Annotated in this window: 19 protein-coding genes; 9 read left to right on the top strand and 10 right to left on the bottom strand. The window is 70.1% G+C overall.

The genetic code is table 11. The annotated features are described in order from the left end of the window. Nucleotides 1–171: 171 nt before the first annotated feature. The 7 genes from ACWCQK_RS19310 to ACWCQK_RS19340 all read right to left on the bottom strand — a co-directional run bounded on the left by ACWCQK_RS19310 (nucleotide 172) and on the right by ACWCQK_RS19340 (nucleotide 8410). A complete protein-coding gene (locus ACWCQK_RS19310; RefSeq protein WP_451156375.1) occupies nucleotides 172–1164 on the bottom strand; it encodes a PAC2 family protein in 993 nt (330 codons plus the stop codon). Between the two features lie 173 nt (nucleotides 1165–1337). Continuing rightward, nucleotides 1338–2009 carry a FadR/GntR family transcriptional regulator gene (locus ACWCQK_RS19315; RefSeq protein ID WP_451156376.1) on the bottom strand — a complete coding sequence of 224 codons (672 nt, stop codon included), beginning with the start codon at nucleotides 2007–2009 and terminating at the stop codon, nucleotides 1338–1340. Nucleotides 2010–2060: 51 nt separating this feature from the next. Beyond that, the gene (locus tag ACWCQK_RS19320; protein ID WP_451156377.1) at nucleotides 2061–2813 is read right to left on the bottom strand and encodes a phosphorylase family protein; all 753 of its coding nucleotides are present in this window, start codon (nucleotides 2811–2813) and stop codon (nucleotides 2061–2063) included. A 297-nt stretch (nucleotides 2814–3110) separates the two neighbouring features. Then, the gene (locus ACWCQK_RS19325; RefSeq protein WP_451156378.1) at nucleotides 3111–4727 is read right to left on the bottom strand and encodes an FAD-dependent oxidoreductase; all 1617 of its coding nucleotides are present in this window, start codon (nucleotides 4725–4727) and stop codon (nucleotides 3111–3113) included. 19 nt (nucleotides 4728–4746) lie between these two features. After that, the gene (gene glpK / locus ACWCQK_RS19330; protein WP_451156379.1) at nucleotides 4747–6285 is read right to left on the bottom strand and encodes a glycerol kinase GlpK; all 1539 of its coding nucleotides are present in this window, start codon (nucleotides 6283–6285) and stop codon (nucleotides 4747–4749) included. 130 nt (nucleotides 6286–6415) lie between these two features. Continuing rightward, nucleotides 6416–7225: an MIP/aquaporin family protein gene (locus tag ACWCQK_RS19335; protein WP_451156380.1), complete on the bottom strand. Its 810-nt coding sequence runs from the start codon at nucleotides 7223–7225 to the stop codon at nucleotides 6416–6418. Between the two features lie 420 nt (nucleotides 7226–7645). After that, a complete protein-coding gene (locus ACWCQK_RS19340) occupies nucleotides 7646–8410 on the bottom strand; it encodes an IclR family transcriptional regulator (protein ID WP_451156381.1) in 765 nt (254 codons plus the stop codon). Nucleotides 8411–8708: 298 nt separating this feature from the next. On the opposite strand from ACWCQK_RS19340, the gene metH reads away from it, so the two are divergent. The 3 genes from metH to ACWCQK_RS19355 all read left to right on the top strand — a co-directional run bounded on the left by metH (nucleotide 8709) and on the right by ACWCQK_RS19355 (nucleotide 15182). Then, nucleotides 8709–12224 carry a methionine synthase gene (gene metH, locus ACWCQK_RS19345; RefSeq protein WP_451156382.1) on the top strand — a complete coding sequence of 1172 codons (3516 nt, stop codon included), beginning with the start codon at nucleotides 8709–8711 and terminating at the stop codon, nucleotides 12222–12224. Nucleotides 12225–12427: 203 nt separating this feature from the next. Continuing rightward, nucleotides 12428–13129, top strand: coding sequence for an HAD family hydrolase (locus tag ACWCQK_RS19350; RefSeq protein ID WP_451156383.1), 702 nt, complete (start codon nucleotides 12428–12430; stop codon nucleotides 13127–13129). Nucleotides 13130–13577: 448 nt separating this feature from the next. Then, nucleotides 13578–15182, top strand: a complete 1605-nt coding sequence (locus tag ACWCQK_RS19355) for an ABC transporter substrate-binding protein (RefSeq protein WP_451156384.1) — start codon at nucleotides 13578–13580, stop codon at nucleotides 15180–15182. A gap of 114 nt (nucleotides 15183–15296) precedes the next feature. Here ACWCQK_RS19355 and ACWCQK_RS19360 read toward each other — a convergent pair whose 3' ends face one another. Both ACWCQK_RS19360 and ACWCQK_RS19365 read right to left on the bottom strand, forming a co-directional pair. Then, nucleotides 15297–15968, bottom strand: coding sequence for a response regulator (locus tag ACWCQK_RS19360; RefSeq protein ID WP_016434400.1), 672 nt, complete (start codon nucleotides 15966–15968; stop codon nucleotides 15297–15299). Between the two features lie 14 nt (nucleotides 15969–15982). Continuing rightward, nucleotides 15983–16930, bottom strand: a complete 948-nt coding sequence (locus ACWCQK_RS19365; RefSeq protein ID WP_451156385.1) for a RecB family exonuclease — start codon at nucleotides 16928–16930, stop codon at nucleotides 15983–15985. A gap of 171 nt (nucleotides 16931–17101) precedes the next feature. On the opposite strand from ACWCQK_RS19365, the gene ACWCQK_RS19370 reads away from it, so the two are divergent. The 3 genes from ACWCQK_RS19370 (at nucleotide 17102) to ACWCQK_RS19380 (ending at nucleotide 20631) form a co-directional block, all read left to right on the top strand. Next, nucleotides 17102–18883: a site-2 protease family protein gene (locus tag ACWCQK_RS19370; protein ID WP_451156386.1), complete on the top strand. Its 1782-nt coding sequence runs from the start codon at nucleotides 17102–17104 to the stop codon at nucleotides 18881–18883. Nucleotides 18884–18923: 40 nt separating this feature from the next. Further along, nucleotides 18924–19826 carry a tRNA (adenine-N1)-methyltransferase gene (locus tag ACWCQK_RS19375; RefSeq protein WP_451156387.1) on the top strand — a complete coding sequence of 301 codons (903 nt, stop codon included), beginning with the start codon at nucleotides 18924–18926 and terminating at the stop codon, nucleotides 19824–19826. 232 nt (nucleotides 19827–20058) lie between these two features. Next, nucleotides 20059–20631 carry a hypothetical protein gene (locus ACWCQK_RS19380; protein WP_451156388.1) on the top strand — a complete coding sequence of 191 codons (573 nt, stop codon included), beginning with the start codon at nucleotides 20059–20061 and terminating at the stop codon, nucleotides 20629–20631. A gap of 58 nt (nucleotides 20632–20689) precedes the next feature. Here ACWCQK_RS19380 and ACWCQK_RS19385 read toward each other — a convergent pair whose 3' ends face one another. Beyond that, nucleotides 20690–20989, bottom strand: a complete 300-nt coding sequence (locus tag ACWCQK_RS19385) for a ferredoxin (RefSeq protein ID WP_451156389.1) — start codon at nucleotides 20987–20989, stop codon at nucleotides 20690–20692. A 249-nt stretch (nucleotides 20990–21238) separates the two neighbouring features. On the opposite strand from ACWCQK_RS19385, the gene arc reads away from it, so the two are divergent. The 3 genes from arc to ACWCQK_RS19400 all read left to right on the top strand — a co-directional run bounded on the left by arc (nucleotide 21239) and on the right by ACWCQK_RS19400 (nucleotide 25157). Beyond that, nucleotides 21239–23005 carry a proteasome ATPase gene (gene arc / locus ACWCQK_RS19390; RefSeq protein WP_451156390.1) on the top strand — a complete coding sequence of 589 codons (1767 nt, stop codon included), beginning with the start codon at nucleotides 21239–21241 and terminating at the stop codon, nucleotides 23003–23005. A gap of 233 nt (nucleotides 23006–23238) precedes the next feature. Next, a complete protein-coding gene (dop, locus tag ACWCQK_RS19395) occupies nucleotides 23239–24750 on the top strand; it encodes a depupylase/deamidase Dop (RefSeq protein ID WP_451156391.1) in 1512 nt (503 codons plus the stop codon). Between the two features lie 188 nt (nucleotides 24751–24938). Further along, nucleotides 24939–25157 carry a ubiquitin-like protein Pup gene (locus ACWCQK_RS19400; RefSeq protein ID WP_380884004.1) on the top strand — a complete coding sequence of 73 codons (219 nt, stop codon included), beginning with the start codon at nucleotides 24939–24941 and terminating at the stop codon, nucleotides 25155–25157. Nucleotides 25158–25163 lie beyond the last annotated feature (6 nt).

The following is a 25163-nucleotide window of genomic DNA, read 5'->3' on the forward strand; positions in this document are numbered from 1 at the left end:
CGCGGCGCTCGGATCGCGGCTGCTGGAAGTCCAGCGCGACCGGATCACGGCCGGTGCGGATGCCGCACTCGGGTCGATGTTCGGCGCCCTCTTCCTGTGTCGGCCGGTCCATCGATCCGCCGGCCCACCGGCCCGGCGCGCAGACTCAGCGCGCCGACCCGGCCCGTCGACTCAGTCCTCCGACGAATCCTCGTCGTCCGCGCTCGGCTTCGGTGGCTTCGGCGGCCGGGTCCGCTCGCTGGGGTTGTCCCGCAGGTACGAGCCGGGCGACCCGCCGTCGCCGCCGTCCGTGGCATGCCCGCCGGGTGCCCCGGGCGGGCCGCCGCCGTCCCGGCGCCGCAGATACCGCTCGAACTCGCGGGCGATCGCCTCGCCCGACGCCTCCGGCAGCTCCGCGGTGTCCCGGGCCTCCTCCAGCGTCTGCACGTACTCGGCGACCTCGCTGTCCTCGGCGGCCAGTTGGTCCACGCCCACCTGCCAGGCGCGCGCGTCCTCGGGCAGCTCGCCCAGCGGGATGCGCACGTCGATCAGGTCCTCCAGCCGGTTGAGGAGGGCCAGCGTGGCCTTCGGGTTCGGCGGCTGCGACACGTAGTGCGGCACGGCCGCCCACAGCGACACCGCCGGCACACCCGCGTGCGTGCACGCCTCCTGGAGGACGCCGACGATGCCCGTGGGGCCCTCGTACTTGGTCTCCTCCAGATCCATGCGCTGGGCCAGGTCCGCGTCGGACGTCGTCCCGCTGATCGGTACCGGACGCGTGTGCGGGGTGTCACCGAGCAGGGCGCCCAGGATCACCACCAGCTCCACGCCCAGCTCGTGTGCGAAGCCGAGCAGCTCGTTGCAGAACGAACGCCAGCGCATGGACGGTTCGATGCCGCGGACCAGCACCAGGTCGCGCGGCTTCTCGCCGCCGATCCGGACCACCGACAACCTTGTCGTCGGCCAAGTGATCTTGCGGACCCCGTCGTCTATCCACACCGTGGGGCGGTTCACCTGGAAGTCGTAGTAGTCCTCGGCGTCGAGCGCCGCGAACACCTCGCCCTTCCACTCCCGCTCCAGATGCGCGACCGCGGTGGAGGCGGCGTCGCCGGCATCGTTCCAGCCCTCGAACGCGGCCACCATGACCGGGTCGATCAGCTCGGGTACTCCCTCGAGCTCGATCACCCAGCGCCTCCTTCCGACGTGCCCTCGCGTACGCCCCAACCTTACGGCGTGCGGCGGGGGCGCCCGCAGCCCCCTTGCACGGGGGAGTGAACGGATCACTGCCCCGATCGCCACCCCTGAACCCCTCCGGCCGGTGAGATCCGTCGAGGCCCGGCGGGGGAGTCACAGGTGATTCACAGGGTGCTGCGCAGCCACTGCTCCACGCTCGCGATGTGCACGGTCGCCCACGAGCGGGCCGCCTCCGCGTCCCGGTCGCGCAGCGCGGCCAGGATCGCCCGGTGCTCGCGCAGGGTGCGGCCGACCGCGTCCTCCTGGGTCAGCCCGCGCCAGATCCGGGCCCGGGTGGTGGGCCCCGACAGACCGTCGAGCAGGGAACACAGCACCGAGTTGCCGGCGCCGCGCACGATGCCCCGGTGGAACTCCAGATCGCAGGCGACGAGTTCCTCCACCGAGGGCGCCGTGCCGAGCGCCTCCAACTGGGCCGTGAGCACGTCCAGTTGCTGTTCGCTGATGCGTGGGGCCGCCATCGCCGTCGCGGCCGGCTCCAGGATGCGGCGCACGGCGAGGAACTCCAGCACGGTGTCGTCGCGGTGGAAGTCGACTACGAAGCTCATCGCCTCCAGCAGCAGTTGCGGGGCCAGGCTCGTCACGTACGTGCCGTCGCCCTGCCGTACGTCCAGGATCCGGATCAGCGACAGGGCCCGCACGGCCTCCCGCAGCGAGTTGCGGGACAACCCCAGGCCGGAGGCGAGTTCGCTCTCCTTCGGCAGGCGGTCACCGGGGCGCAGCGCGCCGGAGACGATCATGCCCTTGATCTTCTCGATCGCCTCGTCGGTGACTGCCATGGCGGGTCTCCTGTCGCTCAGACATCCGATGTCTCAGCACATTATGGAGGCTCAGGCCCGTTCCTCCAGCGCCAGCAGCCGCAGCGCCTCCAGCGCGACGACCGCGCCCCGCTCGACCCCGGTCGCGACGACCTCGCGGTGCGGGTCGTACCCGCCTGTGGCCCGCTCGTCGACGAGTTCGTCGGCGTTCGCCCCGTCGACGACGAGCACCCCGCCGGCGACGAGGCCGCGCAGCGAGGCCGTCACGAACAGCGCGGACAGCTCCATCTCGATGGCCGCGAGGCCCGCGCCGTCGTAGGAGAAGAGCGGGATCAGCCCCGGCTGGAACGCGGCCCGCGTCCACACGATGCCCCGGTGGTGCGCGACCCCGGCCCGGCGCGCGGCACGCTGGAGCGCGAGCACCGCCTCCGGCGCCGACACCGCCGGATACTCCGGCGGCAGCAACTGGTGGGTCACCCCGTCGTCGCGTACGGCCGCCTCGGCGATGACGAGGTCGCCGGCCCCGATCCCGGGCCGCATCGAGCCCGCCGTGCCGAACCGCAGGAACGTGCGCACGCCCGCGTCCGCGAGCTCCCCGAACAGCAGGACCGCCCCCGGCGCGCCCACCCCGTGCGAGGCCACGACGACCGGCAGGCCCTGCCAACCGCCGCTGAACACGCGGTACTCGCGGTGGTGGGACACCTCCTCGGCGCCGTCGAGCAGCGCGGCGACGGCCGCGGCGCGCGCCGGGTCGCCGACCACCAGCGCGTGCGCCGGAAGCCCGGTGCGGGGGACGCGGGTGACGGGCAGCGAATCCTGGGGCATGGGGCGACTCCGGTGGGGCGGGGACGGCGGCGACCGCGGCGACCCGTCGTCAGGAAGGGCGCACGCTCCGACGACCGTACGCAGCGCCGAGTACGCCGTGGTGACCGGCTCACCTGCCGAGACCGAGACCCAGACCGGGACCGGGACCGGGACCGAGACCGAGATCGGGGCTGCGGCCGGCTCCCGCCGGGTGACGGACCGCGCTCGGCCGCACCTGTGCCGAAGGGCGGCGCCACCGGGGTGGAGCCGCCCTTCGCGTGACGCCGGCGCCCGGTCGGGGAGAGGCCGGCGGCAGGCCTACTCCTTGTCGAGCACGTCCTGCACCTTCGCGCGGATCTCGTCCGTGGCCAGGCCGCGGATCGTCAGCGTCGTACGGCGGCGCAGCACGTCGTCCTGCGTCTGGGCCCACTCGTTGTCCCGGGCGTAGACGACCTGCGCCCAGATCTCCGGCGCATCCGGGTGGACGCGCTCGCCCAGTTCCGGGTTCTCATTCGCCAGCCGGGCGATGTCGAAGGCCAGCGAACCGTAGTGCGTGGCCAGGTGCCTGGCGGTGTCCGCCGCCATGCGCGGACCCGGCGCGGGACGGTCGATGAGCAGCCGGTGCGCGACCGCGCGCGGGTTGGCGACACCCGGCAGCGGCAGCTTCTTCGGCAGCGAGGAGATCGGCTCGAAGTCGTCGCCGAGCGGGTGGCCGGGCAGCGCCTCCAGCTTCTGCATCACCGTGCGGCCGATGTGGCGGAAGGTGGTCCACTTGCCGCCCGCGACGGACAGCATGCCGCCCTTGCCCTCGGTCACCACCGTCTCGCGCTTGGCCTTGGCGGTGTTCCCGGGACCGCCCGGCAGCACGCGCAGACCCGCGAAGGCGTACGTGATGAGGTCACGGTCGAGCTGCTGGTCACGGATGGAGAACGCGGCCTCGTCGAGTATCTGGGCGATGTCCTTGTCGTTGACCGCGACGTCCGCCGGGTCGCCCTCGTACTCCTCGTCGGTCGTGCCGAGCAGCAGCATGTCCTCCCAGGGGAGGGCGAAGGTGATGCGGTACTTGTCGATGGGGGTCGCCAGCGCGGCCTTCCACGGCGCGGTCCGCTTCAGGACCAGGTGCGCGCCCTTCGACAGCCGGATCGACGGCGCGGCGTTCGGGTCCTCCATCCGGCGCAGGTGGTCGACCCAGGGACCGGTCGCGTTCAGCACCAGGCGGGCGCTGACGCCGAACTCGTCGCCGGAGAGACGGTCGCGCAGCTCGGCGCCCGTCACCCGGCCCCTGGTGAAGCGCAGCCCGGTGACCTCGGCGTGGTTGAGGACGACGGCGCCCGACTCGACGGCCGCGCGGACCGTCATCAGGGCCATCCGGGAGTCGTTCATCTGGTCGTCGCCGTACACGGCGACGGCCTTGAGGTTGTCGGTGCGCAGCTCGGGCACGTCCTGCGCGGCCTTGGCGGGGCTGAGCAGGTGTCCCACGCCGTCACCGAACGCGGAGAGCGCGGAGTAGGCGAACACGCCCGCCCCGAGCTTCGCGGCGCCGTGCGGCCCGCCCCGGTACACGGGGAGGTAGAACGTGAGCGGGTTCGCCAGGTGGGGGGCCACCTGGCGGGAGACCGCACGGCGCTCGAAGTGGTTCTCCGCCACCAGCCGCACCGCGCCGGTCTGGAGGTAGCGCAGACCGCCGTGGAGCAGCTTGGAGGAGGCGGAGGAGGTGGCACCGGCGAAGTCGCCGGAGTCGACCAGAGCCACCCGCAGACCGGACTGCGCGGCGTGCCAGGCGGTGGAGATGCCCAGGATGCCGCCGCCGATCACGAGGAGGTCGTACGACGCCTTGGAGAGCTGCTCCCGGGTCTCGGCGCGGCTCGGGTTGGAGCCGGAAGCCGGGCGCTTCCCCAGGGCAGGCACGGACTGCAGGGTGGGCTGACTGGTCATGTGGGGTTCTTGCTCCTCGTCAGTCTTCGTCTTCGATCCAGCCCATGGTCCGCTCGACGGCCTTGAGCCAGCTCTTGTACTCACGGTCGCGGGTGTCCGCGTCCATGCGGGGGGTCCACTCGGCGGCCCGGCGCCAGTTGGCACGCAGGTCGTCGGTGTTGGTCCAGAAGCCGACGGCGAGACCGGCGGCGTAGGCGGCGCCGAGGCAGGTGGTCTCGGCGACCATCGGGCGCACCACGGGGGCGTCCAGGAAGTCGGAGAGGGTCTGCATCAGCAGGTTGTTGGAGGTCATGCCGCCGTCGACCTTGAGGGCCGTGAGCTCGACGCCCGAGTCCTTCGTCATGGCGTCGGTGATCTCACGGGTCTGCCAGGCGGTGGCCTCCAGGACGGCGCGCGCGAGGTGCGCCTTGGTGACGTACCGGGTCAGACCGGCGATCACACCGCGGGCGTCGGAGCGCCAGTACGGGGCGAACAGGCCGGAGAAGGCCGGCACGAAGTAGGCGCCGCCGTTGTCGTCCACCGAGAGCGCGAGCGTCTCGATCTCGGCGGCGGTGGAGATCAGGCCCATCTGGTCGCGCATCCACTGCACCAGCGAACCGGTGACGGCGATCGAGCCCTCGAGGGCGTAGACCGGCTTCTGGTCGCCGATGCGGTAGCCGACGGTGGTGAGCAGCCCCGAGTACGAGTTGATGATCTTCTCACCGGTGTTCATCAGCATGAACGTGCCGGTGCCGTACGTGGACTTGGCCTCGCCCTCGGAGAAGCAGGTCTGGCCGAACAGCGCCGCCTGCTGGTCGCCGAGCGCGGAGGCGACCGGGATGCCGCCGAGCAGGTCGCCCAGCTTGCCACCGGTGACCTCGCCGTAGACCTCCGCGGAGGAACGGATCTCGGGCAGCATCGACAGCGGGACACCGATGGACTCGGCGATCTTCGCGTCCCACTCCAGAGTGTGGAGGTTCATCAGCATGGTGCGGGAGGCGTTGGTGACGTCGGTGACGTGGTGGCCGCCGTTGACGCCGCCGGTCAGGTTCCAGATGACCCAGCTGTCCATGGTGCCGAAGAGGATGTCGCCCGCCTCGGCGCGCTCGCGCAGGCCCTCGACGTTGTCGAGCAGCCAGCGGGCCTTGGGGCCGGCGAAGTAGGAGGCGAGGGGCAGACCGGTCTCGCGGCGGAAGCGGTCCTGGCCGACGTTGCGGCCGAGTTCCCGGCAGAGCGCGTCGGTGCGGGTGTCCTGCCAGACGATGGCGTTGTGGACGGGCTCACCGGTGTTCTTGTCCCAGAGCAGCGTGGTCTCGCGCTGGTTGGTGATGCCGATGGCCTTGATGTCGTCGCGGGTGATGCCGGCCTTCGCGATGGCTCCGGCGACGACCTCCTCGACGTTGGTCCAGATCTCGGTGGCGTCGTGCTCGACCCAGCCCGGCTTCGGGAAGATCTGCTCGTGCTCCTTCTGGTCGACGGAGACGATGCGGCCGTCCCGGTCGAAGACGATGCAGCGGCTGGAGGTGGTGCCCTGGTCGATGGCGGCGATGAACGGGCCGGCGGTGTGCGCGTCGGTCACTGTGTGCTCCTGAAAGGTCCGTGGGTGTGGGGCTGTCCGTACGGCGCGTGCGGGAAGACTCGGTGCTTCGTGCTCATGCTCTTGGTTCGCGGGTCGATGCGCGTGGTGCAGGAGGCGAAGTCCGGTGCTCTCAGGCGAAGGCGACGTTGTACACGACGGCGGCTATCGCGCCGCCGGCCAGCGGGCCGACCACCGGTATCCAGGCGTAGCGCCAGTCCGAGCCGCCCTTGTTGGGCAGGGGCAGGAGGGCGTGCACGATGCGCGGACCGAGGTCACGCGCCGGGTTGATCGCGTAGCCGGTCGGGCCACCGAGGGACAGACCGATCCCGACGACGACGAGTGCGGTGATCAGGGCGCCCAATACGCCCAGGCCGTTGCCCGCGTCGTTCAGCCCCTGAGTGAGGACGGCGAGCACCAGCACGAAGGTGCCGATGATCTCGGTCGCCAGGTTCTGCCACGCCACCCGGATCTCGGGGCCGGTGGAGAAGACGCCCAGGACCGGGCCCGCGGCCTGCTCCTGCGCCTCGACGGACTTCACCTTGACGCCCTGCGTCTCGGCGGACCGGGCCGCCGCCTCGCCGACGATCTCCCGGTCGGTGAGGTGCGCCTGGAACTGGCCGTAGTAGGCGACCCAGACCAGAGTCGCGCCGATCATGGCGCCGAGGAGCTGGCCGCCCCAGTAGAGCGGAACGTCGTTCCAGCCGCCGTCCTTGATCGCGAGCGCGAGCGTGACCGCCGGGTTGAGGTGGGCGCCTGACAGGGGCCCGGAGGTGTAGACCGCCGTCAGTACGGCGAAGCCCCACCCGAAGGCGATCGCGAGCCAGCCGGCGTTGCGAGCCTTGGACGCCTTCAGCGTGACGGCGGCACACACGCCACCGCCGAGCAGGATGAGTATGGCGGTACCAATGGTCTCGCCGATGAAGATGTCGGAGCTGGACACCCGCGACTCCTTTGTCCTTCGTCCAGGGAAGCCGAAATCCCGGGTCCCTCCGGGAGATCGAGCGCCCTCAGGGGTGAGAGCGATTCCGGCCCTTGGCGTGCTCACACTCTAGCGCCTAATGCCGTTAGGTGTTCGACAATGCCGACCGATGGACGGGAGTCTTGCTCCGGCGCCACGGATGCGTCAAGGGTTCTGTTATCGAAAACGCGATCGTTATTGATTGCTGTGGGCTATCGATCTCACTCCTGGCCCCGCACGGCTCGCGTCCGTGCGCCACGCGCACCGGGACGTACGGCCGAACCAGGCATTTGTCCGCTATGTGCGCATCAGGGTACGGCTGAGACCGGGACGCCCCCTGGCGTTCCGGTCTGTCGGTGACATGTGTCGCGTACGCCGCCTACGCGGGCCGGCGGTCCCGGCTCAGAACCGGCCGGCGCCCAGGTCCCGAGACACCGCTCGGGCGCAGTCCCGCACCGCCGCGATCAGCTCGGGCCGCAGCTCCCCGTCCCGGCCCAGCCGCTCCACCGCGCCGGTGATGCCGACCGCGCCGACCGGCATCCGGCGCCGGTCGTGGATGGGCGCGGCGATGGACGCCACGCCCTCCCAGGTCTCCTCGACATCGGCCGCGTACCCCCGCGCGCGCGTCAGGTCGAGGATCTGTTCGAAGTCCTCGGGCTCGCACACGGTCCGGTCCGTGAACGGCTTGCGGTCGGCCTCCAGTGCCTCGCTGTGCGCCACGGGGTCGTACGCCGTCAGCACCTTGCCCAGAGCCGTCGAGTGCAGCGGCTGCATGGCCCCGATCTCCAGGACCTGCCGGCTGTCGTCGGGCCGGAAGACGTGGTGCACGATCAGCACGCCCTGCTGGTGCAGCACCCCCAGGTGGACGCTCTCCCCGCTGGAACGGGCCAGGTCGTCCGTCCACACCAGGGCCCGCGCCCGCAGTTCGTGCACGTCGAGATACGTGGTGCCCAGCCGCAGCAGTTCGGCGCCCAGCTGGTAGCGCCCGGAAGCCTCGTCCTGCTCGACGAAACCCTCCTGCTGGAGGGTGCGCAGGATGCCGTGCGCGGTGCCCTTGGCGAGGCCCAGGGACGAGGAGATGTCCGACAGGCCCAGCCGCCGTTCACCGCCCGCCAGCAACCGCAGCATCGCGGCCGCCCGTTCGAGCGACTGGATGTTCCGTGCCATCGCCGTCCTGCCTCCGTCCCCTTGACCGATCACACGCGGTCCCCGCTGCCGACGTTCGGCAATGCCGAACACTACCGGTCCGTGGCGACGTACCGCTAATGGTCCGTCCGTACCTGTTACGTCACTCGCCCGTGCGGGGTGACCCGGACGACATCCTCGTCCGTCCCGTGGACGCCCCGACCATAAGCCCCCGGTCCCGGATACCCTGACGTGGTGCGGCCGCCTCGGGCAGCTCTTCGCGAGCACATCCCCTGGTGGCGCAAAGCCGACAGCCGTCGCATATAAGGGAGCCCCCTTCATGGCCTCTGTGCCGCCGACCCCTTCCGCCGACAGCCGGACCCGCGTGTCCGCGCTCCGAGAGGCCCTCGCCACCCGTGTGGTGGTGGCGGACGGTGCCATGGGCACCATGCTCCAGGCCCAGGAGCCCACACTCGAAGACTTCCAGGACCTCGAAGGATGCAACGAGGTCCTGAACGTCACCCGCCCCGACATCGTCCGCTCGGTCCACGAGGCGTACTTCTCCGTGGGCGTGGACTGCGTCGAGACGAACACCTTCGGCGCCAACCACGCGGCGATGGCCGAGTACGACATCGCCGACCGCGTGCACGAACTGTCCGAGGCCGGTGCCCGGATCGCCCGCGAGACCGCCGACGACTTCGCCGCCCGCGACGGCCGGCAGCGCTGGGTCCTCGGATCCATCGGCCCCGGCACCAAGCTGCCGACCCTCGGCCACGTCCCCTATCCCACGATCCGTGACGGCTTCCAGGTCAACGCCGAGGGCCTGCTGGCCGGCGGTGCCGACGCGCTGATCGTCGAGACGACCCAGGACCTCCTGCAGACCAAGGCCTCCGTCCTGGGCGCCCGCCGCGCGATGGAGGCCACCGGCGTCGAGGTCCCGCTGCTGGTCTCGATGGCCTTCGAGACCACCGGCACGATGCTGCTCGGCTCGGAGATCGGCGCCGCGCTGACCGCGCTCGAGCCGCTCGGCATCGACATGATCGGCCTGAACTGCTCGACCGGCCCGGCCGAGATGAGCGAGCACCTGCGCTACCTCACCCGCCACTCCCGCATCCCCCTGCTGTGCATGCCGAACGCCGGCCTGCCGATCCTCACCAAGGACGGCGCCCACTTCCCGCTCGACGCCGAGGGCCTGGCCGATGCCCAGGAGAACTTCGTCCTCGACTACGGCCTGTCCCTGGTCGGCGGCTGCTGCGGCACCACCCCCGAGCACCTGCGCCAGGTCGTCGAGCGCGTCCGCGAGCTCAGCCCGACCGAGCGCGCCCCGCGCCCGGAGCCGGGAGCGGCCTCCCTCTACCAGAGCGTGCCGTTCCGGCAGGACACCGCGTACCTGGCGATCGGTGAGCGGACGAACGCCAACGGTTCGAAGAAGTTCCGTGAGGCGATGCTCGAGGGCCGCTGGGACGACTGTGTGGAGATGGCGCGGGATCAGATCCGCGAGGGCGCGCACATGCTGGACCTGTGCGTGGACTACGTCGGCCGGGACGGCGTGGCCGACATGGCGGAGCTGGCGGGCCGGTTCGCGACGGCGTCGACGCTGCCGATCGTGCTGGACTCCACCGAGCTGGAGGTGGTCCGGGCCGGCCTGGAGAAGCTGGGCGGCCGCGCGGTGATCAACTCGGTGAACTACGAGGACGGCGACGGCCCCGAGTCACGGTTCGCGCGGGTGACGGGCCTGGCACGGGAGCACGGCGCGGCGCTGATCGCGCTGACGATCGACGAGGAGGGCCAGGCCCGTACCCCGGAGAAGAAGGTGGCGATCGCCGAGCGGCTGATCGACGACCTGACCCGCAACTGGGGCATCCACGAGTCGGACATCCTGGTCGACACGCTGACGTTCACCATCTGCACGGGCCAGGAGGAGTCGCGCGGGGACGGCGTCGCCACGATCGAGGCGATCCGTGAGCTGAAGCGCCGCCACCCCGACGTGCAGACCACGCTCGGCCTGTCGAACATCTCCTTCGGTCTGAACCCGGCCGCGCGGATCCTGCTCAACTCCGTCTTCCTGGACGAGTGCGTGAAGGCGGGGCTGGACTCGGCGATCGTGCACGCCTCGAAGATCCTGCCGATCGCGCGGTTCGACGAGGAGCAGGTGACCACGGCTCTGGACCTGATCCACGACCGGCGGCGCGAGGGCTACGACCCGCTGCAGAAGCTGATGGCACTGTTCGAGGGCGCCACCACCAAGTCGTTGAAGGCCGGCCGGGCGGAGGAGCTGGCGGCGCTGCCGCTGGACGAGCGGCTCAAGCGGCGGATCGTCGACGGTGAGCGCAACGGACTGGAGGCCGACCTCGATCTCGCGCTGGCCGAGCGTCCGGCACTGGAGATCGTGAACGCGACACTGCTCGACGGCATGAAGGTCGTGGGCGAGCTGTTCGGCTCCGGCCAGATGCAGCTGCCGTTCGTCCTGCAGTCCGCGGAGGTCATGAAGACCGCGGTCGCCTACCTCGAACCGCACATGGAGAAGTCGGACGCGGAGGGCAAGGGCACGATCGTGCTGGCCACCGTACGCGGCGATGTGCACGACATCGGCAAGAACCTGGTCGACATCATCCTCTCCAACAACGGCTACAACGTGGTCAATCTCGGCATCAAGCAGCCGGTGTCGGCGATCGTGGAGGCCGCGCAGGAACACCGCGCCGACGTGATCGGGATGTCCGGCCTGCTGGTGAAGTCGACGGTGATCATGAAGGAGAACCTGGAGGAGCTCAACCAGCGCGGCCTGGCGGCGAACTTCCCGGTGATCCTCGGCGGTGCGGCGCTGACGAGGGCGTACGTGGAACAGGACCTGCACGAGGTCTACGAGGGCGAGGTGCGCTACGCCCGGGACGCCTTCGAGGGCCTGCGGCTGATGGACGCGCTGATCGGGGTGAAGCGGGGCGTTCCGGGCGCGAAACTGCCCGAACTCAAGCAGCGCAGGGTGCGGCCCGCGGCCGCCGTGGAGGTCGAGGAACGCCCGGAGGAAGGACACGTCCGCTCCGACGTCGCCATCGACACCCCGGTCCCCGTCCCGCCGTTCTGGGACACCCGCGTCATCAAGGGCATCCAGCTCAAGGAGTACGCCGGCTGGCTCGACGAGGGCGCGCTGTTCAAGGGGCAGTGGGGCCTGAAGCAGGCGCGCACCGGTGAGGGACCGACGTACGAGGAGCTCGTCGAGTCCGAGGGCCGGCCGCGGCTGCGCGGACTGCTGGACCGGCTCCAGACCGACAACCTGCTGGAAGCCGCGGTGGTCTACGGCTACTTCCCGTGCGTGTCCAAGGACGACGACCTGATCATCCTGGACGACCGGGGCAACGAACGCACCCGGTTCACGTTCCCGCGTCAGCGCCGCGGCCGGCGGCTGTGCCTGGCGGACTTCTTCCGCCCGGAGGAGTCCGGGGAGCGGGACGTCGTCGGCCTCCAGGTCGTCACCGTCGGCTCCCGGATCGGCGAGGAGACCGCGAAGCTGTTCGCGGCGGACGCCTACCGCGACTACCTCGAACTGCACGGGCTGTCCGTCCAGCTGGCCGAGGCGCTCGCCGAGTACTGGCACGCGCGGGTCCGCTCCGAACTGGGCTTCGCCGGCGAGGACCCGGCCGCGATGGAGGACATGTTCGCCCTGAAGTACCGGGGCGCCCGCTTCTCCCTCGGCTACGGCGCCTGCCCGAACCTGGAGGACCGCGCGAAGATCGCCGACCTGCTCGGGCCCGAACGGATCGGCGTCCACCTCTCCGAGGAGTTCCAGCTCCACCCCGAGCAGTCCACCGACGCCATCGTCATCCACCACCCGGAGGCCAAGTACTTCAACGCACGGTGACGAACGGTGCCGACACACGGTGACGAACGGTGCCGACACATGGTGACGAACGGTGCTGACACACGGTGACGTGCCCGCGCGACGCGCCGTGAGACCTACGCCGCAGCGCGCACTGATCGGATAAGTCGTAGACTGGTCGGTCCACTCCAGGCCGGTTCCCCGTGCGGGAACCGGCCTGGTCGTCCCTTCAAGGAGGTACGTGGATGACCAGCACGGTCCCCGCACTCGGAACCCGAACGGCCGAAGGCTCAGCTCTTCAAGCGGTGCTCCTCGACATGGACGGCACCCTGGTGGACACCGAGGGCTTCTGGTGGGACGTCGAGGTCGAGGTCTTCGGCGGCCTCGGTCACGTCCTCGACGACTCCTGGCGCCATGTCGTGGTCGGCGGTCCGATGACCCGCAGCGCGGGCTTCCTCATCGAGGCCACCGGCGCCGACATCACCCTCGCCGAGCTCACGGTCCTGCTGAACGCGGGGTTCGAGGCACGCATCGCGCACACCCTGCCGCTGATGCCGGGGGCCGCCAGGCTCCTCGCCGAGCTGGCCGAGTACGCCATCCCCACCGCCCTGGTGTCCGCCTCCCACCGGCGCATCATCGACCGGGTCCTCACCTCGCTCGGCCCCCAGCACTTCGCCCTGAGCATCGCCGGCGACGAAGTGACGCGCACCAAGCCGTACCCCGACCCGTATCTGCTCGCCGCCGCCGGACTCGGGGTGGATCCCACCCGGTGCGCGGTCGTCGAGGACACCGCGACCGGTGTCGCCGCCGCCGAGGCGGCGGGCTGCCATGTCGTGGTCGTACCGTCGGTGGCCCCCGTCGCCCCGGCCGCCCGGCGCACCGTCGTCGGTTCCCTCGAAGAGGTGGACCTCGCGTTCCTGCGCGGACTGATCACGGAAGTGCACTAGTCACGGAAGCGCACCAGCCGTTCGCCCGGCGTGCGTCATCGCCCGCCCCGGATCCCGCGGGGAGTGACCCCGAGGTGACTCCGCGGAGCGGAAATTCGCGACGACCCGGATTCCTGCCCACACCACCGCGGTTGACCATGTGACTTTCGCCACCCGGAGCGGGGTCGACAGACGGGTCGACGTGTGCTGCTCACCCTATTTCGGGGGGTGTCACCGCGTCCTTGTGTCCTGATTGATGAAACCGTGCACTAATCCTTCCGCTGTCGGGTTTTCGGTGTGTCCACGACCGGTTTCGCTGCGTGATGGCACCTCGGTCCGCCGACTGTGAACCCCCGGGCTGGTGCGGACTAATCTCATCGCGAGAACCTCGCCCCACCCCGCCGTGATCCGCCGCGACACCCATGCATGCCGGGTACACGGACTCGAATCAGCCTGGAGAAACTCGAGCATGAACCGCAAGACTTTGGTGCTGCCGGCTGTGATCGGCCTTATCGCGCCCGTGCTCGCTGCCTGCGGCGGATCCGGCAGCGGGAGCGGCGGCGGTGACGCCATCGTCGTCGGTACCACGGACAGGTTCACGATCACGAAGGACGCGCCCGCGCCGGTCGACCCCGCCTACTCCTACGACGTCGGCACCTGGAACATCCTGCGCCAGACCGTCCAGACCCTGATGGTCCAGCCGAAGGGCGAAGGCGACCCGGTCCCCGAGGCCGCCCAGAGCTGTGGCTTCACCGACAGCGGCAACGAGCGCTACGCCTGCAAGCTGCGCAGCGGTCTGAAGTTCTCCAACGGAAAGGCCATCACCGCGGCCGATGTGAAGTTCTCCATCGACCGCGCCCTCGCCATCAAGGCCGACTCGGGCGTCTTCGCGCTGCTGTCCACCATCGACACCGTCGAGACGCAGGGCGACAGCGAGGTGATCTTCCACCTGAAGACCGCCGACGCCACCTTCCCGTACAAGCTGTCCACCCCGGTCGCGGGCATCGTGAACCCCGACGACTACGAGAAGGACAAGCTGCGCGACGGCTTCGCCGTGGACGGCTCCGGCCCGTACACCCTCCAGGCCGAGGTCAAGAACGACGAGATGGTCAAGGCCGTGTTCATCAAGAACCCCAACTACAAGGGGTCCTTGAAGGTGAACAACGACAAGGTCGAGATGGTCTCCTTCGCCGACCCCGAGTCCATGGGTACCGCCCTCGACAAGGGTGACGTCGACATCGTCTCCCGAGGCCTGACGCCGGAGCAGATCAAGAAGTTCACCAACGCCGCCGGCGGCAACATCGACACCGTCGAGCTGCCCGGCCTCGAGATCCGCTACCTCGCCTTCACCACCAGCGCCCCGAGCGTGAAGAGCAAGGCCGTGCGCGAGGCGATGGCCCAGGTCATCAACCGCAGCGAGATCGTCTCCAAGGTCTACGGCTCCCAGGCCGAGGCGCTGTACTCGCTGGTCCCGGCCAGCGTGACCGGCCACTCCAACGCCTTCTTCAACCGCTACGGCGACCCGAGCGTCGCCAAGGCCCAGTCGGCGCTGTCCAAGGCCGGTATCACCACCCCGATCAAGCTCACCCTGCACTACACGACCGACCACTACGGCACGGCGACCAAGCAGGAGTTCGAGGTGCTGCAGAAGCAGCTCAACGCGAGCGGCCTCTTCGACATCGACATCGAGGGCACCAAGTGGGACGCGTTCGTCCCCGCGGAGCGCAAGGGTCAGTACGACGTCTACGGCATGGGCTGGTTCCCCGACTTCCCCGACGCCGACAACTTCCTCGCGCCGTTCCTCGACAAGGACAACTTCCTCAAGTCGCCCTACGCCAACAGCCAGATCATCAACAGCCTGATCCCGCAGTCCCGCCGCGAGGCCGACCGGATCACCGCCGCCGGGAGCCTGAACCAGATCCAGGACATCGTGGCCCGGGACGTCCCGCTGATCCCGCTGTGGCAGGGCAAGCAGTACGTCGTCGCCCGCGACGACGTGACGGGCACCGCGTACGCCCTGAACAGCTCCTCCACCCTTCAGCTGTGGGAGCTCGGCCGCGGCGTCAGCGAGTGACGCCCGACCCGCACATGTGAGAGCGCCCCCTCCCGGTCTTCCGGGAGGGGGCGCTCTCACATGTGCGGCGAAGCCCTGGTGACGGATCGTCACCGCGATCCTCGGCGCCTCGCGTTACTGCGCGCCGGGACGCACCAGACCGCTCTCGTACGCGTACACCGCCGCCTGCACCCGGTCGCGCAGCCCCAGCTTGGTCAGCACATGACCGACGTGGGTCTTGACGGTGGTCTCGCTGACGAAGAGGTCCGCCGCGATCTCGGCGTTCGACAATCCCCGCGCCACCAGCTTCAGCACCTCCACCTCACGGTCGGTGAGGGTGTGCAGCGTGTCCGGCACCGGCTCGTCACCGGAGGGAAGATGGGTGGCGTACTTGTCGAGCAGCCGCCGTGTGATGCTCGGCGCGAGCATCGCCTCGCCGCCCGCGACGACCCGGATCGCCTGCACCAGTTCGTTCGCCGGCGCGTCCTTCAGCAGGAACCCGCTGGCACCCGCGCGCAGCGCCTCCACCACGTACTCGTCGAGGTCGAACGTGGTCAGCACCAGCACCTTCGCCGGACCGTCCCGCCCCGGACCGGTGATCTGCCGGGTCGCCTCCACACCGTCCATCCGCGGCATGCGGATGTCCATCAGAACCACATCGGGTTGCAGGGCCCGCACCTGATCGAGCGCCTGCAGACCGTCTCCGGCCTCGCCGACCACCGCGATGTCCTGCTCGGCCTCCAGAATCATCCGGAACCCCGTACGCAGCAGCGGCTGGTCGTCGACCAGTAGGACGCGGATGGCCACGTAAGTCTCCTTCGCTAGTCCGGCCCCATTCTGCCCTGCTCCACGACGCCGGACGCGCCCGCCCTGACCGGCAGCGGATACGGCGGGGGAGTGCCGCCGAACTCCGGGCAGTGCGCCTGGTGGTCGCACCAGCCGCACAGCTTCGTCGGCCGGGGCCGCCACTCACCCGTCTCGGTGGCCAGCCGGATCGCCTCCCACAGCGCGAGCAGCTTGCGCTCGACCATCTCCAGGTCCGCGCGGACCGGGTCGTACGTCATCACGTCACCGCTGCCGAGATAGACGAGCTGGAGCCGCCTCGGGATCACGTTCTTCAGGCGCCACACCACGAGCGCGTAGAACTTCATCTGGAACAGCGCGCCGTCGGCGTACTCCGCCCGGGGCGCCTTGCCCGTCTTGTAGTCGACGATGCGCACCTCGCCGGTGGGCGCCACGTCCACCCGGTCGATGATCCCGCGCAGCGTCAGCCCCGAGTCCAACCGGGCCTCCACGAACAACTCGCGCTCCGCGGGCTCCAGCCGCGTCGGATCCTCCAGTGTGAACCAGCGCTCGACGAGTTGCTCCGCCTCGCCCAGCCAGCGCGCCAGCCGCTCACCCTCCGGATCGTCGGCGAACAGCTCCACGACCTCCGGCCGGTTCTCCCGCAGCCGGTCCCACTGAGCCGGGACGAGGGACTTGGCCCGCGGCGCGGTCCGCTCCACGGCGGGCGCGTCAAACAGCCGCTCCAGCACCGCGTGCACCAGGGTGCCCCGCGTCGCCGCCTCGCTCGGCTTCTCCGGCAGCCGGTCGATCACCCGGAACCGGTACAGCAGCGGGCACTGCATGAAGTCACTCGCACGTGACGGAGACAGCGACGCGGGCGGACGGGCCCCGGCCGCCGGCCCCGTCGTGCCCGTGACCGCCGGGGCCTCGCCCGGTGTACCGCCGCTCTGGGCGTCCGCGACGCCCTCCGCACTCGTCTCCATGACCACAGACCATACGGCCCACCACTGACAGTGACCCAGCCCCCGACGTGACGGGCGACGACAGGGAGAACACAGGGGGTGCCGGGGCGGAACGTGCCACGGCCGCCGCATACCATCGACCCGAGACCTTCCGCCCGGCAGGAGCGGAGACGCTTCGAACGAGGGGACATCGTGGACGAGAGCGGCGGGAGCGGTCAGCCGCGGTCGGGCAACGACGAGTCGGCCGACGCGGGGCCCGCGGCCCCGGCCACCGGCCCCGCACGCCCGGCCCCCACCCCGCACGACGAGACCGCCCACCCGAAGCCCCCGGGCTCCGGCACCCCGGACGACAAAGCCGAGGAGCCGCCCACCTCCGGCACGGACGGACCGGCACAGCCACCACCGGCCCGACCCCCCACCGCCCCGGCCACCGGCCCCGAGACCCCCGCCCCGCCGGACCCCGGCCCTGGGACCCCCGTGGGCCCGCACACCACGCCCGAAGCCCCTGCCACAGCGGACCCCGGGTCCGAGACCCCCACCGCCGCGAACCCCGGGTCCGAAGCCCCCGCGGCCCCGACCCCCCACGCCGAGGCCCCCGCCGACACGGACGGAACCCCGCAAGCCCCCGCCCGTCCGCACGCGACCGCCGAGCACACCGGCCGGCGTGAACCCGGCACCCCGGAGCGCGAGCCCGACGGCCACGCGCCCGAGCACGGCCCCGGCGCCGACCACCCTCACCGCACCCTCGCCCACTCGGCCCCCGCCCCCGACTCCGGACCGAACCCCGAAGCCGGCCGGACCCGCCCGCCGCGACGCGCCCCCGAACCCCGCGGCGGCCTGCTGATGGGACGGCCCTTCGGGGTACCCGTCTACGTCGCGCCCAGCTGGTTCCTGGTCGCCGCCCTCATCACCTGGGTGTTCGGCAACCAGCTCGACCGCGTGCTGCCCGAACTCGGCGCCGCCCGCTACCTGGTCTCCCTCTTCTTCGCGGTCGCCTTCTACGCCTCCGTGCTCGTCCACGAACTGGCCCACACCGTGGCCGCCCTCCGCTTCAAGCTCCCGGTCCGCCGCATCCAGCTCCAGTTCTTCGGCGGTGTCTCCGAGATCGAGAAAGAGGCCGAGACCCCCGGCCGCGAGTTCGTGCTCGCCTTCGTCGGCCCGCTGCTCTCCCTGGTCCTCTCCGGCCTCTTCTACCTCGCCCTGCGGCCTGTCGAACCCGGCACCGTTCCCGGCGTCCTGCTGGCCGGCCTGATGATCTCCAACCTCATCGTGGCCGCCTTCAACCTGCTGCCCGGCCTCCCCCTCGACGGCGGCCGCATGCTCCGCGCCGTCGTCTGGAAGATCACCGGACGGGCCATGAGCGGCACGGTGGCCGCCGCCTGGGTCGGCCGCGCCCTCGCCGTCTCCGTTCTGATCGGCCTGCCGCTGCTCACCCAGTCCGGCGCCCTCGGCACCACCGCCGAGGACAGCGTCGGCATGGACACCGTCTTCGACGCCCTGCTCGCCGCCATCCTCGCCGCCATCATCTGGACCGGCGCCGGCAACAGCCTGCGCATGGCCCGGCTGCGCGAACACCTCCCCGAACTGCGCGCCCGCAACCTCACCCGCCGCGCCGTCCCCGTCGAGACCGGCACCCCGCTCTCCGAGGCGCTGCGCCGCGCCAACGCCGCCGGCGCCCGCGCCCTCGTCGTGGTCGACGCCAACGGCGAACCCCTCTCCCTCGTACGCGAGGCCGCCATCGTCGGTGTACCCGAACACCGCCGCCCCTGGGTGGCCGTCAGCGGACTCGCCCAGGACCTCACCGACGGCATGCGCGTCTCCGCCGAACTGTCCGGCGAGGAACTCCTCGACGTCCTGCGCGCCACCCCCGCCACCGAGTACCTCGTCGTCGAGGAGAGCGGCGAGATCTACGGCGTCCTGTCCGCCGCGGACGTCGAACGCGCCTTCGTGAAGGCGATGGCCCGGCCCAGCTGAGGTGGTCGGCGGGCCCTTCGGGGACCGGTAGGCTGGTCACATGTCCGAACCGACCGGTGCCGCCCGCAGGCGCGGGCCCTTCAAGGTCGGGGACCAGGTTCAGCTGACCGACCCCAAGGGCCGCCACTACACGTTCACGCTCGAAGCCGGGAAGAACTTCCACACCCACAAGGGTTCCTTCCCGCACGACGAACTGATCGGCTCACCCGAGGGCAGCGTTGTCCGCACCACCGGTAACGTCGCCTACCTCGCGCTGCGCCCCCTGCTCCCCGACTACGTCCTGTCCATGCCCCGCGGGGCGGCAGTCGTCTACCCCAAGGACGCGGGGCAGATCCTCGCCTTCGCCGACATCTTCCCCGGCGCGCGCGTCGTGGAGGCGGGCGTCGGCTCCGGCTCACTCAGCAGCTTCCTGCTGCGCGCCATCGGCGACCAGGGCATGCTGCACTCCTACGAGCGCCGCGAGGACTTCGCCGAGATCGCCCAGCAGAACGTGGAGCGCTACTTCGGCGGCCCGCACCCCGCCTGGCAGCTCACCGTCGGTGACCTCCAGGACAACCTGAGCGACACCGACGTCGACCGCGTCATCCTCGACATGCTCGCCCCCTGGGAGTGCCTCGAGGCCGTCTCCAAGGCCCTCGTCCCCGGCGGCATCCTCTGCTGCTACGTCGCCACCACCACCCAGCTCGCCCGGACCGTCGAGTCCATCCGCGAGATCGGCTGCTTCAACGAGCCGACCGCCTGGGAGTCGATGATCCGCAACTGGCACATCGAGGGCCTGGCCGTCCGCCCCGACCACCGGATGATCGGCCACACCGGCTTCCTGCTCACCGCCCGCCGCCTCGCGGACGGCGTCGAGCCGCCCATGCGCCGCCGCCGCCCCGCCAAGGGCGCCTACGGCGAGGACTACTCCGGCCCCAACGCCGACGGAGGCGCCGGCCGCTGACCCGGCCCCGTCACAGTCCACCCCGGGCGGCCCCGTGCCGCCTACAACGACGCCGCGCCGTGGCCGAGTTCCCGAGCACCACACCGGAACTCGGCCACGGCGCCGTTTCGTTGCCGCCGGCCCGGCCGTCCCACGCGAACCCCTGACCCCGCCGTTCCCCCGCACTGTGACGTGTGGCACGATGCAGCCCACCTCCCCTCCACCGGCACAGCCCTCGCAGGAGACGCCCCCAGTGCAGCAATCCGTCGTCCCGGAACTGGCACACACCCACACCCGGCCGATCCACTGGGTCGCCACCGCGACCGCGGTCGCCGGCGTCGTGGCCCTCTCCTCGATCCTGCAACCCCACCCGGCCACCGCCGCCCAGGGCTCCGGTGGCGAGGGCAGGGCCGCGACCGCACCGCCCCCGGCCACCACCGGCGTCGACTTCCCGCTCGACTGCGGCCCCGTGAAAGCGGTCGTACAGAAGAAGGCCACCGGAGACCTCGACGGCGACGGCCGGCCGGAAACCGTCGCCGCCGTCCACTGCGACGCCGGCATGGGCACCCCGCCCGACGGCCTCTACGTCCTCACCCAGGCCGCCGACGCCCAGCGGCCCCGGGTCGTCGCCACCCTCGTCGACCCCAAGGGACGCTTCACCGTCAGCAGCCTCGCCGTGACCGACGGAGCCGTTCTCGCCACACTCCTCGGCTACTCGTCGACCGACGTACCCAGTTGCTGCCCCGACGTCACCGACAGCGCGAAATGGCAGTGGAAGAACGGCGCGTTCATCCGCTCGACACCGGCGGGTGCGCACAGCGTCTGAATCCGGTCATCAGAGCGTGTGAGAAATCAGACATTCCTCACACGCCGCGACCGCGCGGTCACTCCGCGTCCGGACCGTACACCTCGACCATGTCCGAAACCCGCCGTACATGGATGCAGTCGCCGGGGCACTCCCGGGCCGAGTCCACCACGTCCGTCAGGAGCGGCAGCGGCACCGGGGTGGTCGCGCCCGGGCTCTGCAACAGCTCGTCGTCGGCGCCCTTCACATAGGCCAGACCGTCGATGTCCAGCTCGAACACCTCGGGCGCGTACTGGGCGCAGATGCCGTCGCCGGTACAGAGATCCTGGTCGATCCAGACCTCCAACGCCTCACCGCCGACGGTGGCCTCCTGCTGCACGTGATCTCTCCTGACCGTTTACTGCGCCGGGCCGCGGGAACGATGCGGACCCTGACGGGTGTTGAACAGTTCGACCCTACCTCCGTCCGCTTTCCAATCATGTTCGGTGGGTATTCCCCTGGCGTGAGGGAGAGCGCAAGGGTGAAGATCGGACACACCCCGACAGTCTTTGTGATCTAGGGGTTTCAATCGACACCCACCCAGGTAGGGTCTGGAAGCGTCCAGCTCCCCTTGGAGGAGGTGAGGACCGTGGCAGCCCACGACGACGACATGAACCGCGGCATCCGCCCGGGACGAGGGTCCGACGACCCCGCCGGGCAGATTGCCTACCTTGAGCAGGAGATCGCCGTCCTGCGACGCAAGCTCGCCGACTCTCCGCGGCACACGAGGATTCTCGAAGAGCGGATCGTCGAGCTGCAGACCAACCTGGCCGGCGTGTCCGCACAGAACGAGCGGCTCGCCAACACGCTCCGTGAGGCCCGCGACCAGATCGTGGCCCTCAAAGAGGAAGTCGACCGGCTCGCCCAGCCGCCGGCCGGCTTCGGCGTCTTCCTCGTGGCGAACGAGGACGGCACGGCCGACATCTTCACCGGGGGCCGCAAGCTCCGGGTGAACGTCAGCCCCAGCGTGGAGCTCGACGAGCTCAGGCGCGGCCAGGAAGTGATGCTCAACGAAGCGCTCAACGTGGTCGAGGCCATGGAGTACGAGCGGGTCGGGGACATCGTCACCCTCAAGGAGATCCTCGAGGACGGCGAGCGGGCCCTGGTGCTCGGGCACACCGACGAGGAACGGGTGGTACGGCTCGCCGAGCCGCTGCTGGACGTCACCATCCGCCCCGGCGACGCCCTCCTGCTCGAACCCCGCTCCGGCTACGTCTACGAGGTCGTGCCCAAGAGCGAGGTCGAGGAACTCGTCCTCGAAGAGGTCCCCGACATCGGCTACGAGCAGATCGGCGGCCTCGGCAACCAGATCGAGGCCATCCGCGACGCGGTCGAGCTCCCGTACCTCTACCCGGACCTGTTCAAGGAGCACGAGCTGCGCCCGCCCAAGGGCGTCCTGCTCTACGGACCCCCCGGATGCGGCAAGACGCTCATCGCCAAGGCCGTCGCCAACTCGCTGGCCAAAAAGGTCGCCGAAGTGACCGGACAGGCCACCGGCAAGAGCTTCTTCCTCAACATCAAGGGCCCCGAGCTCCTGAACAAGTACGTCGGCGAGACCGAGCGGCAGATCCGGCTCATCTTCCAGCGTGCCCGGGAGAAGGCCAGCGAGGGCACCCCCGTCATCGTCTTCTTCGACGAGATGGAATCCCTCTTCCGTACCCGTGGCTCCGGTGTCAGCTCGGACGTGGAGAACACCATCGTCCCCCAGCTGCTCGCCGAGATCGACGGTGTGGAGGGCCTGCAGAACGTGGTCGTGATCGGTGCCTCCAACCGTGAGGACATGATCGACCCCGCCATCCTGCGGCCCGGCCGCCTCGACGTGAAGATCAAGATCGAGCGTCCGGACGCCGAAGCGGCCAAGGACATCTTCGGCAAGTACCTGACCGAGCGCCTCCCCCTGCACTCCGACGACGTCGGCGAGCACGGCGGCAGCAAGGCCACCACCGTCCAGAGCATGATCCAGACGGCAGTGGAACACATGTACGCCGAATCCGAGGAAAACCGCTTCCTGGAAGTCACCTACGCCAACGGCGACAAGGAAGTCCTCTACTTCAAGGACTTCAATTCCGGCGCGATGATCGAAAACATCGTCGGCCGCGCCAAGAAAATGGCGATCAAGGACTTCCTGGAACACCGCCAGAAGGGCCTTCGCGTCTCCCACCTCCTCCAGGCCTGCGTGGACGAGTTCAAGGAGAACGAGGACCTGCCCAACACCACCAACCCGGACGACTGGGCCCGCATCTCCGGTAAGAAGGGCGAACGGATCGTCTACATCCGTACCCTCATCACCGGAAAGCAGGGCGCGGACACCGGACGCTCCATCGACACGGTGGCGAACACCGGACAGTACCTGTAAAAGCAGGGCGGCTGCGGGTGCCCTCGGTGGGTACCCGCAGCCAACTGTTTTTCAGGCCACGGCTGGAGCAAGGCAATGACGCAAATGATCTCCCCACCAGCTCAAAGGCGTTCTAGGCTCTTCCGTACCGCCGGGACGCGCAGTGCGGGGACGGGCACCGCACACGCACCGGAGCACCAGCGGTACTTGAGCGGCGCCCACGACCGAGGGTGCCGCCGGGCAAGGAGGGCCGCATGACCGTACGGCGAGTAATGGGCATCGAGACGGAGTACGGCATCTCCGTCCCCGGCCACCCCAACGCCAATGCCATGCTCACCTCGTCCCAGATCGTCAACGCCTACGCGGCGGCGATGCACCGGGCCCGCCGGGCCCGCTGGGACTTCGAGGAGGAGAACCCGCTACGGGACGCCCGCGGATTCGACCTGGCCCGTGAGGCCGCCGACACCAGCCAGCTCACCGACGAGGACATCGGCCTCGCCAACGTGATCCTCACCAACGGCGCCCGCCTCTACGTCGACCACGCACACCCCGAATACAGCGCTCCCGAGGTCACCAACCCCCGCGACGCCGTCCTCTGGGACAAGGCCGGCGAGCGGATCATGGCCGAGGCCGCCGAACGGGCCGCCCAGCTCCCGGGCGCCCAGCCGATCCACCTCTACAAGAACAACACCGACAACAAGGGCGCCTCCTACGGCACGCACGAGAACTACCTGATGAAGCGGGAAACCCCCTTCTCCGACATCGTGCGCCACCTGACGCCCTTCTTCGTCTCCCGCCAGGTCTTCGCCGGAGCCGGCCGCGTCGGCATCGGCCAGGACGGCCACGAGCACGGCTTCCAGCTCAGCCAGCGCGCCGACTACTTCGAGGTCGAGGTCGGCCTGGAGACGACCCTCAAGCGCCCGATCATCAACACCCGCGACGAACCCCACGCGGACGCCGAGAAGTACCGCCGCCTGCACGTCATCATCGGGGACGCGAACCTCTCCGAGATCTCGACCTACCTCAAGCTGGGCACGACCGCCCTGGTCCTGTCCATGATCGAGGACGGCTTCATCGCCGTCGACCTCGCCGTCGACCAGCCCGTACGCACCCTGCACCAGGTCTCCCACGACCCGAGCCTCCAGCGGCTGGTCACCCTCCGCAGCGGCCGGACACTCACCGCGGTCCAGCTCCAGATGGAGTACTACGAGCTGTCGCGCAAGTATGTGGAGGAGCGCTACGGCGCCGACGCCGACGAGCAGACGAAGGACGTCCTGGCCCGCTGGGAGGACACCCTCAACCGGCTCGAACGCGACCCCATGAGCCTGGCCGGCGAACTGGACTGGGTCGCCAAGCGCGAGCTCATGGAGGGCTACCGCCGCCGCGACGACCTCGACTGGGACGCCGCCCGGCTCCACCTGGTCGACCTCCAGTACGCCGACGTGAGGGCCGAGAAGGGCCTCTACAACCGTCTGGTGGCCCGTGGCCGCATCAAGCGGCTCCTGGACGAGACGGAGGTCGAACGGGCCAGGACGAAGCCTCCGGAGGACACCCGGGCGTACTTCCGCGGCCGCTGTCTGGAGCAGTACGCGGACGACGTCGCGGCCGCCTCCTGGGACTCCGTGATCTTCGACCTGCCGGGCAGGGACTCTCTCCAGCGGGTGCCAACCCTGGAACCGCTACGCGGAACGCGAAATCACGTCAAGGAGCTCCTGGACCGGTGCCGCACGGCCGAGGACCTGGTCAAGGTGCTGTCCGGCGGCTGAGCGGCCGCACGGACGGACCCCGGCGGGCAGGGTGGAAACCCGTGCGCGAGGGAATCATCGAGGTGGCCCCCGTACGTTGTGAGAACTGCGGGGCCGATGTCGGACCCGGCTTGTAGGGTCTGATCATCACCGATCGGCAGGAATGCCGACCTGACGACCATGTCGGGCGAACTGAGCGGGGTGAGGTTATGGCGACCAAGGACACCGGCGGCGGCCAGCAGAAGGCCACACGCTCCACCGAGGAGGTCGAGGAGCAGGCGCAGGAGGCGCAGGGCTCCGAGGACCTCAAGGAGCGACACGAGAAGCTGAGCGACGACGTGGACTCGGTTCTTGACGAGATTGACGACGTCCTCGAGGAGAATGCAGAGGATTTCGTTCGCTCATTCGTTCAAAAAGGTGGCGAGTAGCCTTCG

Source organism: Streptomyces sp. NPDC002306, from assembly GCF_053593435.1.

Excerpts from the sequence above, each read along its gene's own strand:
- ACWCQK_RS19400 (WP_380884004.1), top strand. The coding sequence starts at position 24,939 with ATGGCGACCAAGGACACCGGCGGCGGCCAGCAGAAGGCCACACGCTCC.
- ACWCQK_RS19355 (WP_451156384.1), top strand. The coding sequence starts at position 13,578 with ATGAACCGCAAGACTTTGGTGCTGCCGGCTGTGATCGGCCTTATCGCG.
- ACWCQK_RS19320 (WP_451156377.1), bottom strand. The coding sequence starts at position 2,813 with ATGCCCCAGGATTCGCTGCCCGTCACCCGCGTCCCCCGCACCGGGCTT.
- ACWCQK_RS19350 (WP_451156383.1), top strand. The coding sequence starts at position 12,428 with ATGACCAGCACGGTCCCCGCACTCGGAACCCGAACGGCCGAAGGCTCA.
- dop (WP_451156391.1), top strand. The coding sequence starts at position 23,239 with ATGACCGTACGGCGAGTAATGGGCATCGAGACGGAGTACGGCATCTCC.
- ACWCQK_RS19340 (WP_451156381.1), bottom strand. The coding sequence starts at position 8,410 with ATGGCACGGAACATCCAGTCGCTCGAACGGGCGGCCGCGATGCTGCGG.
- ACWCQK_RS19315 (WP_451156376.1), bottom strand. The coding sequence starts at position 2,009 with ATGGCAGTCACCGACGAGGCGATCGAGAAGATCAAGGGCATGATCGTC.
- ACWCQK_RS19375 (WP_451156387.1), top strand. The coding sequence starts at position 18,924 with ATGTCCGAACCGACCGGTGCCGCCCGCAGGCGCGGGCCCTTCAAGGTC.
- ACWCQK_RS19365 (WP_451156385.1), bottom strand. The coding sequence starts at position 16,930 with ATGGAGACGAGTGCGGAGGGCGTCGCGGACGCCCAGAGCGGCGGTACA.
- metH (WP_451156382.1), top strand. The coding sequence starts at position 8,709 with ATGGCCTCTGTGCCGCCGACCCCTTCCGCCGACAGCCGGACCCGCGTG.
- ACWCQK_RS19325 (WP_451156378.1), bottom strand. The coding sequence starts at position 4,727 with ATGACCAGTCAGCCCACCCTGCAGTCCGTGCCTGCCCTGGGGAAGCGC.